The sequence below is a fragment of the uncultured Granulicatella sp. genome (assembly GCF_963515095.1).
Classification (GTDB): domain Bacteria; phylum Bacillota; class Bacilli; order Lactobacillales; family Aerococcaceae; genus Granulicatella.
The window spans coordinates 1-13,619 of record NZ_CAUPXD010000003.1; the positions used below are offsets into that span (position 1 = coordinate 1).

Here is a 13,619-nt window from a genome sequence, read left to right on the forward strand (position 1 = left end):
TTTGTAAAATCGTGTTGGTAGAAGTAGACGATTTTTCTACCAACACGATTTTTAACTATAAAAAGACACCTCCATGTGCATTTGATTATATTGTACCAAATCTAACTTGGAGGTGTTTTTATTTAATTCTCATTTACGGGGGTCACTTCAATGTTGTTCCAGCCTTTTTTATTATTGGTAAAAAGAAGGGAGTTTGCAGAAAAAATCTAAAATGTGAAGAATTTCGGTAAAATTTCTTATAAAAGTTTGCTATTTTTAGGAATACGATTTCCAGAAAAACTATAATATGGTATACTTTCATTATGTGGCAGTGTAGACATTACTGTCAGGCGATTAGATAGAGAAGGGAAATGAATAAGGTGTTTGAAAAGTTATTAGATCGTTTAATGAGTTTAAAAGGGACTACTGAAAAAATCTATCGTCATGATTTGTTTTTAGAAGAGGAATTATCACCAGCACAATATTGGGAATATTCTGATAAATTAGCCTATTATTTACAGGAAAGATTGCAAGATAATCGTCAACCAATCGTTGTTTATGGACATAAGCATCCAATGATGCTTGTCTATTTCTTAGCCTGTGTTAAATCAGGACGTGCATTTTGTCCAGTAGATGTAAATACACCCATTGATCGAGTACAAGATATTATTACAACGGTACAATCACCAGTTGTATTAACAAGTGAAGTAATTGAGTTAGAAACTCCATTATTAGATGTTTCAGCTACTAAAGAAATTCTTCGCACAACTTCTGAAAGTATCGACCCTAAATATTATGTAAAAGATGAAGATATTTTTTATATTATTTTCACTTCAGGAAGTACAGGTAAACCAAAAGGGGTTTCGATTACTTACGAAAATCTAAATAACTTCTTAAAATGGTATACAGGCTATTATACAGAAAAAGGTCCGCAAGTCTTTTTAGGACATCCGCCATTTTCATTTGACTTGTCAGTGATGTCTTTATGGCCATCACTTTATATGAATGCACCATTAGTGCAAATTGATAAACAACATTTACAAGATTTTAAAGTACTTTTCAATACATTAAAAGAATCAAATGCAACAATTTGGATTTCAACACCTTCATTTGCAGAAATGTGTTTAGTAGATCCAAGTTTTAATCAAGAATTATTGCCACAAGTTAATCAATTTGTTTTCTGTGGTGAAAAATTATTTGCCACAACTGCGCAAAAATTATTAGATCGTTTCCCAAATGCAGAAGTCGTAAATACTTATGGACCAACAGAATCTACTGTAATGATTACATGGGTATCCATTACAAGAGAAATTTTGGATCAGTATCCAAATAATTTACCAGTCGGTGTGATTAAACCAGGAACAACAGTTACGATTGATGGAGAACAGAGTGGGGAAATCATTATCCAAGGGGATACAGTTGCAAATGGATATTATCAAAATCCAGAAATGACGCAGAAAAGTTTTGTTATTCCTGAAGTTGGTGAACGTAGCTATAAAACGGGAGACTTGGGTCATTTTGAAGGAGAATTATTATTCTGTGAAGGACGTATTGACTTCCAAATTAAATTACATGGACATCGTATTGAATTAGAGGATATTGATAATAATTTATTGAAAAATCCAAAAATTCGCCAAGCTGCAACGGTGCCATCGTATGCAGAAGATGGAAAAATTAAATCTATCATTTCTTATGTTGTCTATACAGAAGAAGTGGAAAGCCGATTTGCAACAGGTAAATTAGTAAAACAAGATTTAGCACAATATGTTCCAGAATATATGATTCCTAAAAAAATTGTCTTTTTAGATGAAATGCCATTAAATAATAATGGTAAGATTGATAAGAAAAAATTGAAGGAGTTATAGAATGGAGTATTTTGAAGGCTTAGATTTCTTTGGAACATTAATTTTTGCATTGATTCCAGTAATTTTATTACGATTCTTTGAAAAATCGGTTTATTGGATTACCTTAGTAATTTCCATTGGAATTGCGATTGCAGTATTTAAAGAGCAGCCGAACCATTTTATAAACTTAGTCGTCTTTATTTTGGAGACCTATCTATTAGTTCGATTAGGATTTTATTTTAGAGAGAAAAAATCTACGAAATATCCTATTATATTTTTTGCGAGTTTATTATTAATTGCCGCAAAAACAGTCGTTATTTGGAAAGTTTCCATTTTCGGTTTTTTAGGAATTTCTTATATGACTTTCAAAGTGTTACAAATTATTTTTGAAACGTATGATGGAATTATAAAAGAGCCAATTGGTTTGATTGATTATCTTCAATTTTTATTATTCTTCCCAACCATTAGTTCGGGACCGATTGATAGAAGTAAAAGATTTATGGAAGATATTCATCAGACAATTCCAAGAGCAGAATATATTGAATTATTAGGAACTGGATTATTTAGACTATTATTAGGATTAGTTTATAAAGTAGTGTTATCTGGACTATTGTATTTAGCAATGAATCATATTCCACATAGAGGATTGTTATTTACAACTGTTTCTTATATGTATTTGTATACATTTTACTTATTCTTTGATTTTGCTGGATATAGTTTAATGGCAGTCGGTGTAAGTAATATTATGGGAATTCAAACGCCTATGAACTTTAATAAACCATTTTTAAGTATCGATATTAAAGATTTCTGGAATCGTTGGCATATTTCATTGTCCACATGGTTGAGAGATTTCATTTTCTCAAGAATTGTAATGAAGTCAATGAGATATAAATGGTTTAAAACTCGTTTATCAACCGCAATGTTTGCGTATATGATTAATATGGTCTTTATGGGATTCTGGCATGGACTTTCATGGAGTTACATCGCATACGGATTTTACCATGGAATTTTAATGGCAGCATTTGAATGGTATCAGAAGAAATCTAAATTTTATAAAAAATATAAACAGAAAACAGCTTATAAAGTGGTAAGTTGGTTTGTGACAATGCATTTAGTCATGATTGGTTTACTCATTTTCTCTGAGAAACCATATGAATTTATTGTAAAATTATTGATGAAATAATAAGAGGTGAACATCATGTTAGAAGAAAAGGTTTTAGCGATTATTGAAGAAATTTGCGAAGATGATGTCATTTATGAAGAACGTGACATTAATTTAAAAGAAGAAGGGTTAATGGATTCATTAGCTTTTGTGGAATTATTAGTTCGAATGGAAGAGTTTGGTATCGAAGTAGCTCCAACAGAAGTAACTTATGAAGAGATTGATACGCCTAATAAAATTATTCATTATATTGAAACTAGGGTGAACAAATAATGAAGAAAATACAGGCATTTGGAATAGCCTTAGTACTTGCAATACTCACTCTTGGGTTATATGTTCATGTATTGAATCAAAAGTTAGCAGATTATTATCATGTGAGTGATAATAGTGTTCGATATAATTTCGAATATACGAAATATAAAAGTAGAGATATTATTAAAGACAATATAGATGATAAAACTTTAGTAGTGTTTGGTTCCTCTGAATTAAGTACACCTAGTAATTATCCATTCCATATTAAACACCTTTTTAATTACGATGATTTTCATATTATGGCTGTAGGTGGAGGGAATTTTCAAAATATTATTCAAGCTTCTATGCTAGGTTCATTATCGGATAGTATTCCTAAACAAAAATTTATTTTAAGTGAATCATTTATTTGGTTTGATCAATATGGAATGAATCCGAAAGCATTTTTAAATCGTGTATCAAATGAACATGTTTACTATACATTAAAGAATCCTAAACTTAGTCATAAAACAAAAGAAAAATTTATGAATCGTATTTTAGAATTATCTAAAGATAATAAATTTGTACATCAAAATTTCGAAAGATACAAACGTCGATTGCTTGATAATAAGGGTACGTTTCTAGATGATTTATTAAACTGGTTTGATGTGGAAAAATTTGCATTAAATAATAAAATTGCCTTTTATTTTACAGGGAATGTTAAACCAATACCTTCTAGTGGAGAGAAAACTCCTCAGTATGATTGGAATGAAATTCAAAATAAATATTTAGAGGAAGCAAAAAAAGCAACAGATAATAATGAATTTTATGTTGAAAATCGCCAATATAATGCTGAAATTAAAAATCGTAAGGAAAAACTAAAAAATAAGTATTCTAATTATAAATATGATCAATCAACAGAATACGATGACTATGCATTAGTATTACAAATGGCTAAAGAATTGGGATTAGAAGTAGAAGTCGTTAATTTCCCAATTAATGGTCGTTGGTATGATTACATTGGTATTGGTTCAGAACAACGAGCGATTTATTCTAAAAAATTAACAGAGATTACAGAAACGTATGGATATAAAATTATGGATTTAACACAAAAAGAATATGAACCTTATTTTATGTATGATACGGTTCACCCTGGATGGAAAGGATGGCCTGAAGTTGCTGAAGAAATGTATAAATTCTATCAAAAAGATTAGTGAAAAGCATCAACTATTTGTATGGACATTAGCATTTTATGTCTTGTTCGTTGTGTTAGGCTTATACCTTATTCATGCAGATTTTTCAAATGTAGCAGAATTTGTCTACAGTGCTTTTTAATAGAAAATAAAAATTCCACACAGCTTTTAACAGTTGTGTGGAATTTTTGTTTTAGAATTGAATATTTAATAACTCTAACATTTCATGATAAGCTTTTTCAATTCGTTGTCGTGTTGTTTCGTCAACAGTATTGGCGTATTTTGCACCAGATAAATAATCTTCAGCTAGGAATACTTGATAATCGTATGCAGGGTAGCCTTGGAATGTACGATTGATTGGAGTACGAGAAACCCATGTTGGATGAGCTTGTACACTTGTTAAGGTCGTTTGGTTACCTTCTTTTTGAATCGTAATATCCATAATAACACCACGTTCCGTCCAAATATTGTCTAACGTTTCAATACGTTGGTTCGATAATAAGTTCCCCATTGAATAAATAATAAATTTCTTTTGTCCATCTTTTTCAATAGTTTCAGTCGGTTCGGCAACGTGAGGGTGACCTCCGAAGATAACATCTGCTCCCCATTCAATCATTTTATGATAAGTGTCTACTTGAGCATCTGTTGGAGATAATTTATATTCCACTCCCATTTGCGGCATCACAATTGTAAAATCAGCGATTTCTTCCGCTTTTTCAATTTGTTCTTTTACTTTATCCATATTTAAATCATATAAATGATTGTTGTAGTCTTCTTGAGAAATACTTGCTTCAATTCCGTTGAATCCATATGAGAATCCTAAAATAGCAACTTTAATGCCATTCACTTCTTTGACTAAAATTCCTTCGTTTGGATCTACTTTCACTCCAAAAATATCTAAACCTGCTTTACGAAAAGCTGTGGCAGTATATTTTAATCCACTAATTCCTGTATCTAAAATATGATTATGAGCTAAGTCTAAAACATCATATCCTGCGTCTTTAATACTTTGAATAACTTCTTCAGGAGCATTAAAAATCGGATAACCGGCTAAAGGTCTATCTGGATTAATCGTACCTTCAAAGTCTCCAAGAGCTAAATCAGCAGAAGAAACTAGAGGAGTAATTTGCTCGTAATCATTTTTGAAATCATAAGTTTGTCCATCAAAAGCACTACCATAGACAATATCATGATACAGCATATCACCACTTGCTGTAATTCTTGCAGTATGGACTTCTTTATCTTCTGAAGTTGTTGAAGAATTCTGCTGGGTCGTAGATAAGTTTTTAGTTAATAGTTTATTTTCATTATTAATAATTGATGGAATATTTAAAATGAAAACTACAATAGCAAGTGAAGCTATTGCGATAAAAGCAAATAATAATTTTGCTAAACGTGCTTCTCTAACAGCACGTTTATGATGTGAACTGTTTTGACGTTGGTTCATATCAAACCCTCCCAAATTGTTTATACTATCATTATTATAAAGCAAAACGGAAAAATTTCTATAAAAAATTTAAATAAAAAGTCCGTAAATCCCGAAATGATAGTGAATGAAATACCATGAAAAGAAAATAGAACGTGAAATAATTTCATAATAATATTTAAAATGGCTAGCTATCCTATAAAATTTGGGGTATAATAATAACGTAAAAATAAATACTAGGGAACTAGTATAAGGAGGAAATTTTAAATGAGTCGTTTAGTAAGTATGACAGAAATGTTGAACAAAGCTAAAGAAGGTAAATATGCCGTAGGTCAATTCAACATCAATAACTTGGAATGGACACAAGCTGTTCTAACTGCTGCTCAAGAAGCAAAATCACCAATCATCTTAGGAGTATCTGAAGGTGCTGGTAAATACATGGGTGGCCCATTAGTAGTTGCAGCTATGGTAAATGCATTATTAGAAACTATGGATATCACAGTTCCAGTTGCATTACACTTAGACCATGGTTCATCTGTAGATGTATGTAAAAAATATATTGATGCTGGTTTCAGCTCAGTAATGTTTGACCACTCTCATTATCCAATTGATGAAAACATTGAATTATCTAAAGAAGTTGTAGCATATGCACATCCAAAAGGTGTTTCTGTAGAAGCTGAAGTAGGTACTGTAGGTGGTACTGAAGATGGCGTTACAGGTGGAATTAAATATGCTGACTTACACGAATGTGAACGTATGGTTAAAGAAGCTGGAATTGATGCTTTAGCAGCAGCTTTAGGTTCAGTTCACGGAACTTATGCAGGTGAACCTGTATTAGGATTTGACGAAATGTTAGCTATTTCTGAAGCTACTGGTGCTCCATTAGTATTACACGGTGGATCAGGTATTCCAGAATATCAAATCAAAAAAGCAATCGAACGTGGACATGCTAAAATCAATGTTAACACTGAATTACAACAACAATGGACTGCAGCAGTTCGTGCTAAATTAAATGCAGATGCTAATGTTTATGACCCACGTAAAGTAATCAAACCTGGTTTTGATGCAATCGTTAAAATCACTAAAGAAACAATGGATATCTTCGGTTCAACTGGTAAAGCTTAATCTTAATCAGAGAAGAGATTCAAAAGGCGAGAGAAATCTCGCCTTTTTTGTTCGAAAAAAGTAGTATTTTTATAGAGTTTAGAGTAAACTGTTGCTAAATAAGATGAAATGTTACCATAAAAGGGAGATAGAAATGAAAGTTAAAAAAAGGGTCACAAAAGGGGCAAGATTGTATTTGCTCATTAGTTTGTTCACAATATTCATATCATTTTTTATGCTAAAAAATGTTGTTAGTTATACTGAACCAATTGAAGAAATGTATATTAATCAACCTTTTAGTGAAAAGGAATTAGAAAAGGTTCAAGTGGTTCGAATTTATGATATCGAAAAAGTAGAATTACCAAATGAACAAAAAGTCTTTTATATCATTGAAGATGAATTAGGTTATCATATGTTAAAATCAGGAGATGCAAAATTAGACGAGATTGCAGAGGAAGCTAGCAAAATTTCAAAAGCAAGACCATTTGATAATAAATTAGTTTTATTAAAAATAAGAGTCATTCCTGAAATTACAGGGGGCAGAAAAGGAAGAAAAATTGTAAAGATTTCTCCGGAAATGCAGCAGGATTTTGAAGCTGTTTTTCAACAAAGTAATTTAGCGAAGAAAAAAGAAAGAGAAGCGAAAAATGATACAATTTTAGGTAATATCTATCAAGTATCATTCCTAAGAACAGACATCTATTTTGATGAATTTGATGAGATTGATTTATGGTTTGAAATAGGGAAAGGTTTAGTTATTCTTATTGTGGGATTAGGATTATTAGTAGCATCTGGAAAAATTATTTATCATAACTATGAGAATTATAAAGAATTATTCGAACTGTTCCCAGAAGTTCAAGGTCATATGAATCTTTTAGTGGAAAATGCCGAGTATGTTTCAAAGGATTTTGCTCTATTAGTTTATAAAGGGTATATTATTATTCATGCTGATGAATTTTATGTGGAATCATTGGATAAAATTCGTGGTATTCGTAAGTTTAAGAAGAGGTATAAAGGAATTGTAGAATATTATTTACGAGTGAAATATAAAAATTCTGATGATCCCTATGAATTATCAATAGGAATGTTCGCAAGTAAGAGACATGTTAATGACGAAAAATGGTTAGAGGAGAATTACAATATTCTTGCGGAGTTCTAACAGTAAGATTTGCTCATACTAGTATATAAAGGTTATATAAGAATATGAAAGAGACAATTGGTGGTTGAAGGGAAATTATCAATTAGTTAATGATTTTCGTAAGTAATCAAAGCCATAAGTTACTAATGAGTGACTTATGGCTTTTTTGCGTAAAAATAAATATAAAATTCGAGAGTTTTGACAAATATGTACAAAATCGTGTATGATTAGTCATGTTTCTGAAAATAAAATGCTAAGAAAGGTAGCAACATAGGATAGCGCCAGGCTTATTACGAGAGAGAATAAGTGACGAGGATTGAGTTTATCGAAGGATTCGGCGGGTGACTCAAGGCAGTGCAGTCTACAGCAATATACAAAAATCTCTGCGGGGATACAAAATTTTTGCAAGCACCAGAAACAATGAAAATTTGTTTGAAGGAAACCCTTCATTAAAGGAGATTATATATATGTGTGGAATTGTAGGATGTATTGGAGATAACCGTATTCAAACGGTCATTTTAGATGGATTAGAAAAATTAGAATATCGTGGATATGATTCAGCAGGATTATTTATCGCAGATGCTGATGGTACAACGCAATTAGTGAAAAAAGTAGGACGTATTGCGAACTTACGTGATGCAGTGGATGAATCAGTTCCAGCTTTTGCAGGGATTGGGCATACTCGTTGGGCAACTCATGGACCAGCAACAGAAAATAATGCTCACCCACATCGTTCTCAAAATGGACGCTTTACATTAGTTCATAATGGAGTAATTGAAAATTTCTCTGAATTAAAAGAAACTTATTTATCACATGTAAACTTCCAATCTCAAACAGATACAGAAGTTGCAGTGAACTTAGTAGAATATTTTGCAGAAAAAGAAGGTTTATCTGGTAAAGAAGCTTTCCGTCGTGCGTTAAAAGAAATTCGTGGGTCATTTGCATTCGGTTTATTAGATGAACAAGCTCCAGGAGTATTATATGCTGCAAAACATAAAAGCCCTCTATTAGTAGGAGTAGGAAATGGATTCAATGTTATTTGTTCAGATGCAATGGCGACTATTTCTCAAACGGATACTTATTTAGAAATTAAAGATGAAGAATTAATTACGATTACAAAAGATAAAGTAGAGATTGAAACGATTAATGGTGAAGCAGTAGAACGTGCACCATTTAAAGCAGAATTAGATGCAGATGATATTGAAAAAGGTGCTTATCCTCATTACATGTTAAAAGAAATGGATGAACAACCTGCTGTTTTACGTCGCATTATTAAAGAATATACAAATGAAGCTGGTGAATTAGAAGTTCCTAGCGAATTATTAGAAGAAATCGGACAAAGTGATCGTGTTTATGTTGTAGCTTGTGGGACAAGTTACCATGCAGGTTGGATTGGAAAATATTTATTAGAACAATTAGCAGGAATTCCTGTTGAAGTATTTTTAGCAAGTGAATTTGCATATCATCAACCGATTTTATCTGAAAAACCATTCTTTATTTTCTTAACACAAAGTGGGGAAACAGCAGATAGCCGTCAAGCATTAGTAAAAGTGAATGAAAAAGGATATCCTTCATTAACGATTACAAATGTTAAAGGTTCAACTTTATCTCGTGAAGCAACTCATACATTATTACTTCATGCAGGACCAGAAATTGCAGTAGCTTCAACAAAAGCTTATACAGCACAAATTACAGTAATGGCTGTATTAGCAGAAGTATTACGTCGTACAAAAGGACGTCCTCAAACATTTGATATGAGTCATGAATTAGCTGTTATTGCTTCTGCAATCGAAGGTGTATTAGATGAAAAATCTGTTGTAAAAGAATTAGTCGATCAAAACTTACTAGATACAGCGAATGCCTTTTATATTGGTCGTCATTTAGATTATTATGTAGCAATGGAAGCAGCGTTGAAATTAAAAGAAATTTCTTATGTACAAACGGAAAGTTTCGCTGCTGGAGAATTAAAACATGGTACAATTGCCTTAATCGAAGAAGGCACACCTGTTATTGCTTTATTAAGTGAACCAGTAGTGGCAAGCCATACAAGAGGAAATATCGAAGAAGTGAAAGCACGTGGAGCTAAAACAATGGTGATTGCCATGGAAGGAAGCGAACGTGAAGGCGACGATATCGTATTACCAAAAGTACAAATGGAATTAGCACCAATTTTAAGTGTTGTTGTAACACAATTGATTGCTTACTACACGTCTCTTGGTAAAGGATTAGATGTGGATAAACCAAGAAACTTAGCAAAATCTGTAACAGTGGAATAATGATATGAATAGCTAGCACACGAAAGACAATGAAACTGTCGTTCGTGTGCTTTTTGTTATGGAATTAAAAGGACGATTTTTCTAAAATATGATATACTGACAGAAAGAGAAAAGGAGAGTTGCAGATGAAAGTTGTATTTGTATGTTTAGGAAATATTTGCCGTTCACCAATGGCAGAAGCTGTGTTTAGACAAATGGTAAGAGATAAAGGGTTGGAACAACAAGTCATCATTGATTCTGCAGCAACAAGTTCTTGGGAACAAGGGAATCCTGTTCACTCTGGTACTAGAAAACAATTAGCAAAAGTCGGAATCTCGACAGATGGAATGTATTCTAGACAATTATCCTCTGTAGATGTCGATGCGGATTACATCATTGGAATGGATTCGGAAAATATGATGAATATTAAACGAATGATGCAAGGAAAGACTTCTGCCACAATTGCATCTTTATTAAGTTTTGCAGGGAGCAAGCGAGATATTGCAGATCCTTGGTATACCGGGGATTTTGAACAAACATATCAAGATGTTTGTTTAGGTTGCGAAGCTTTAATGGAAGAAATTCAAGAGAAATTACAGAAAAATGGAGACAAGTAATGGAGAAAAATTTTAAACAACAATTAATATTAATTGCAGTAGCTGCGGCGAGTTTATTTTTCGTATTAAATATTAGGTATTTATACGCAGGAGTGAATACTTTTTTAGGAATGCTATCTCCGATTGTTTTAGGATTATTAATGGCATTTATTTTTAATGTTCCAATGAAACATATGGAAAAACAATTAGAAAAGGTTAAAGTCCCTAAATCTTTTAGAAGAGGGATTGCAATTTTAGGAGTACTATTCATATTTATTGCGATTATGGTGGCTATTTCATGGATTATTGTTCCAACTTTAGCGAATACGGTTGTTCAATTAGGAGAAAGTTTTAATTACTTAATGGATTTTTGTGTGAATTGGATTCAGACTTCTGGTTGGTTACAAGCAACGGATGTAGAACGAATTACTGGATTTATTAATCAAAGTAATATTGTTTCTAGCGTTGTTTCATTATTAGGTGGGTTTACTTCTAATATTACTGGAATTTTTTCTAATGTATTTACGATTTTAATGGCAGTATTTTTAATGTTAAATATTTTAGGAAGTAAAGAGCAATTACAATATTTAATCAATCGATTATTAAAGGTGATTCTTCCAGAAAATCGATATGAATTACTTCAGTATATCGGTAAAGTAACATTAGATACTTATGATAAATTTTTAATGGGACAATTAATCGAAGCGATGATTATTGGTTCATTAGTGTTTGTTACATATAGTGTATTTCAATTGCCTTATGCAGCAATTACTGGTGTATTGGCAGGAGTGTTGTCATTTATTCCATATATCGGACCATTTTCGGCTTGTATGTTAGGGGCTATTTTCATTTTTACAGTAAGCCCAATTCAAGCGTTAATTTCGATTGGTGTTTTCTATGGATTACAATTAATTGAGGGGAATTTTATTTATCCTCGTGTGGTAGGAAATTCGATTGGATTGCCAACAGTGTTAACATTAGCCGCAGCCTTGATTGGTGGGAATTTATTTGGAATTCTAGGATTAGTATTTTTCACACCATTTTGTGCAGTTCTCTATCATCTTGTAAAAGAATTAGTCATCAAACGAGAAGAAGCGTTGAAACTTTTGGATAAACGAGGTGAGAATCATCGAACAAATGGAAAAAGAAATGTTCATGAGGGAAGCTTTAAAGGAAGCACAAAAAGCTTATGATAAGGAAGAAGTTCCTATTGGTGCAGTCGTTGTGTTAAATGGGGAAATTATTGGACGTGGACATAATTTGCGTGAGAAAGAACAAGATGCAACCTTACATGCGGAAATCAAAGCAATTCGACAAGCAAATCAAGTTCTAGGAAGTTGGCGATTAGAAGATTGCGAATTATTTGTAACATTAGAACCATGCCCCATGTGTAGTGGAGCCATGATTTTATCTCGTTTAAAAAAAGTAACATTTGGAGCTTTTGATCCTAAGGCCGGAACAGCAGGAACATTTATGAATTTATTACAAGATGAACGGTTTAATCATCAAGTAGAAGTCGAACATGGCGTGTTAGAAGAAGAGTGTCAACAAATTTTAAAAGACTTCTTTAAAGGATTAAGAGAACGAAACAAAAGACGAAAAGAACAAAAGAAATTAGAAAACGGTGAATGACCTTAGGTTACTCATCGTTTTTTTATGACACCTCTCTCTTCTAATGAAGTATCTAACTTAATCAGTTGGAATCTGTCTCCTTACGATATTCCTTTACTTTATGTTCATATTCTTTTAAAAGTTCTCTAGAATAAATTTTTTCATTAGTCGAATTTTTAACTTCTTTCCAAAGAATAGATGCAACTTTTAACTTATTTGAATAAAATTTGCTACATTCATCTGAGCAAAAATCTTTTAGAAACTGATTCCATTGACAAGCTGAGCTATCATATTTGGCATAATCTGATTCACCATAATATATTTTAATCATATCTTGAATCGTGAATGTTATATCTTTATCTCTTTTTACTTTTCTCCATGCTGTTGCCATATTAGCACTAAATTTAAACGGACTAATACCTGTTACAGCAGAAAAATAATCACGAAATTTTTGGTTGAAAGAAAAACCACAATAAAGTAATGGAGTATTCAAAGTTATAACTTCGACTTCGTTTTTGTTTCTTCTCCCCACACTTTTTTCTACTTTATTTCCTAAAAAATATTGATGAATGATATCATTCAATTCTTGCTTCGTACCTCTATACTCTAATCCAAGGGATTTACAAATTTGTGATAGTTCTTCTCGGTACCAATAATAGAGATTAAATTCTTCAAATGAATGGATATCTTTAAAATTAGGTCTTTTTTCTTTCATAATGTTCTCCTAAAATCATTTACTTATTTATTATTATAAATGTAATGAGTAAAATTGTACATTTTAGCTCATTGAACGATTTGAACAAATGACAACTTTTTATTTGGAGAACTTCAAGTGGGAGTAGAATTATGAAGAAGTATTATAAAGGTTTTACAAATTCAAAAATCAAAAACTTTACATTAAATCCCTGTATTGTTATACTGGTTTCGAATGAAATGAGAGAACATTTGGGGTGCCTTTATGGCTGAGATGATACCCATTGAACCTGATGCAGTTCGTACTGTCGAAGGGAAATGATTCGCTAATTATGTCTAATCCATAGGATAGATTAAGGAAAAAGACTTATATTTGAATAATCATCTAAT

The 13,619-nt window shown here is 31.9% G+C and carries 12 protein-coding genes and 1 riboswitch; of the genes, 10 read left to right on the top strand and 2 right to left on the bottom strand.

Annotation, left to right across the window (positions count from 1 at the left end; genetic code table 11):
* Positions 1-350: 350 nt before the first annotated feature.
* From dltA to dltD, 4 genes are read left to right on the top strand one after another with little or no spacing between them, the layout of a single operon-like run.
* Positions 351-1,844, top strand: coding sequence for a D-alanine--poly(phosphoribitol) ligase subunit DltA (gene dltA / locus RWL86_RS01350; protein ID WP_314076818.1), 1,494 nt, complete (start codon positions 351-353; stop codon positions 1,842-1,844).
* A gap of 1 nt (position 1,845) precedes the next feature.
* Entirely contained in the window at positions 1,846-3,006 is a 1,161-nt protein-coding gene (gene dltB / locus RWL86_RS01355) for a D-alanyl-lipoteichoic acid biosynthesis protein DltB (RefSeq protein ID WP_314076819.1), read from the top strand.
* 15 nt (positions 3,007-3,021) lie between these two features.
* The gene (gene dltC / locus RWL86_RS01360) at positions 3,022-3,258 is read left to right on the top strand and encodes a D-alanine--poly(phosphoribitol) ligase subunit DltC (RefSeq protein ID WP_314076820.1); all 237 of its coding nucleotides are present in this window, start codon (positions 3,022-3,024) and stop codon (positions 3,256-3,258) included.
* Positions 3,258-4,427 (top strand): D-alanyl-lipoteichoic acid biosynthesis protein DltD, encoded by a 1,170-nt coding sequence (gene dltD, locus RWL86_RS01365; RefSeq protein ID WP_314076821.1) that lies wholly within the window; start codon positions 3,258-3,260, stop codon positions 4,425-4,427. The genes dltC and dltD overlap by 1 nt, the downstream gene beginning before the upstream one ends.
* 172 nt (positions 4,428-4,599) lie before the next feature.
* Here the strand turns inward: dltD and RWL86_RS01370 are convergent, their stop codons facing one another.
* On the bottom strand, positions 4,600-5,853 hold the full coding sequence (locus RWL86_RS01370; RefSeq protein WP_314076822.1) for a CapA family protein: 1,254 nt from the start codon (positions 5,851-5,853) through the stop codon (positions 4,600-4,602).
* A 246-nt stretch (positions 5,854-6,099) separates the two neighbouring features.
* On the opposite strand from RWL86_RS01370, the gene fba reads away from it, so the two are divergent.
* The 6 genes from fba to tadA all read left to right on the top strand — a co-directional run bounded on the left by fba (position 6,100) and on the right by tadA (position 12,557).
* Positions 6,100-6,957 carry a class II fructose-1,6-bisphosphate aldolase gene (gene fba, locus RWL86_RS01375; protein WP_314076823.1) on the top strand — a complete coding sequence of 286 codons (858 nt, stop codon included), beginning with the start codon at positions 6,100-6,102 and terminating at the stop codon, positions 6,955-6,957.
* A gap of 133 nt (positions 6,958-7,090) precedes the next feature.
* Positions 7,091-8,095, top strand: a complete 1,005-nt coding sequence (locus tag RWL86_RS01380) for a hypothetical protein (RefSeq protein WP_314076824.1) — start codon at positions 7,091-7,093, stop codon at positions 8,093-8,095.
* A 446-nt stretch (positions 8,096-8,541) separates the two neighbouring features.
* A complete protein-coding gene (gene glmS, locus RWL86_RS01385) occupies positions 8,542-10,350 on the top strand; it encodes a glutamine--fructose-6-phosphate transaminase (isomerizing) (protein ID WP_314076825.1) in 1,809 nt (602 codons plus the stop codon).
* A gap of 125 nt (positions 10,351-10,475) precedes the next feature.
* Positions 10,476-10,946 carry a low molecular weight protein-tyrosine-phosphatase gene (locus RWL86_RS01390; protein ID WP_314076826.1) on the top strand — a complete coding sequence of 157 codons (471 nt, stop codon included), beginning with the start codon at positions 10,476-10,478 and terminating at the stop codon, positions 10,944-10,946.
* Positions 10,946-12,118 (top strand): AI-2E family transporter, encoded by a 1,173-nt coding sequence (locus tag RWL86_RS01395; protein WP_314076827.1) that lies wholly within the window; start codon positions 10,946-10,948, stop codon positions 12,116-12,118. Before RWL86_RS01390 ends, RWL86_RS01395 begins: the two co-directional genes overlap by 1 nt.
* Positions 12,063-12,557, top strand: a complete 495-nt coding sequence (gene tadA / locus RWL86_RS01400) for a tRNA adenosine(34) deaminase TadA (protein WP_314076828.1) — start codon at positions 12,063-12,065, stop codon at positions 12,555-12,557. Before RWL86_RS01395 ends, tadA begins: the two co-directional genes overlap by 56 nt.
* A 61-nt stretch (positions 12,558-12,618) precedes the next feature.
* On the opposite strand, the gene RWL86_RS01405 is transcribed toward tadA, so the two are convergent.
* Positions 12,619-13,251, bottom strand: a complete 633-nt coding sequence (locus RWL86_RS01405) for an SAP domain-containing protein (RefSeq protein WP_314076829.1) — start codon at positions 13,249-13,251, stop codon at positions 12,619-12,621.
* 221 nt (positions 13,252-13,472) lie between these two features.
* A riboswitch (TPP riboswitch) is annotated at positions 13,473-13,563 on the top strand.
* Positions 13,564-13,619 lie beyond the last annotated feature (56 nt).

Excerpts from the sequence above, each read along its gene's own strand:
- dltB (WP_314076819.1), top strand. The coding sequence starts at position 1,846 with ATGGAGTATTTTGAAGGCTTAGATTTCTTTGGAACATTAATTTTTGCA.
- RWL86_RS01370 (WP_314076822.1), bottom strand. The coding sequence starts at position 5,853 with ATGAACCAACGTCAAAACAGTTCACATCATAAACGTGCTGTTAGAGAA.
- dltC (WP_314076820.1), top strand. The coding sequence starts at position 3,022 with ATGTTAGAAGAAAAGGTTTTAGCGATTATTGAAGAAATTTGCGAAGAT.
- dltA (WP_314076818.1), top strand. The coding sequence starts at position 351 with ATGAATAAGGTGTTTGAAAAGTTATTAGATCGTTTAATGAGTTTAAAA.
- RWL86_RS01390 (WP_314076826.1), top strand. The coding sequence starts at position 10,476 with ATGAAAGTTGTATTTGTATGTTTAGGAAATATTTGCCGTTCACCAATG.
- RWL86_RS01405 (WP_314076829.1), bottom strand. The coding sequence starts at position 13,251 with ATGAAAGAAAAAAGACCTAATTTTAAAGATATCCATTCATTTGAAGAA.
- RWL86_RS01395 (WP_314076827.1), top strand. The coding sequence starts at position 10,946 with ATGGAGAAAAATTTTAAACAACAATTAATATTAATTGCAGTAGCTGCG.
- tadA (WP_314076828.1), top strand. The coding sequence starts at position 12,063 with ATGGAAAAAGAAATGTTCATGAGGGAAGCTTTAAAGGAAGCACAAAAA.
- dltD (WP_314076821.1), top strand. The coding sequence starts at position 3,258 with ATGAAGAAAATACAGGCATTTGGAATAGCCTTAGTACTTGCAATACTC.
- RWL86_RS01380 (WP_314076824.1), top strand. The coding sequence starts at position 7,091 with ATGAAAGTTAAAAAAAGGGTCACAAAAGGGGCAAGATTGTATTTGCTC.
- fba (WP_314076823.1), top strand. The coding sequence starts at position 6,100 with ATGAGTCGTTTAGTAAGTATGACAGAAATGTTGAACAAAGCTAAAGAA.
- glmS (WP_314076825.1), top strand. The coding sequence starts at position 8,542 with ATGTGTGGAATTGTAGGATGTATTGGAGATAACCGTATTCAAACGGTC.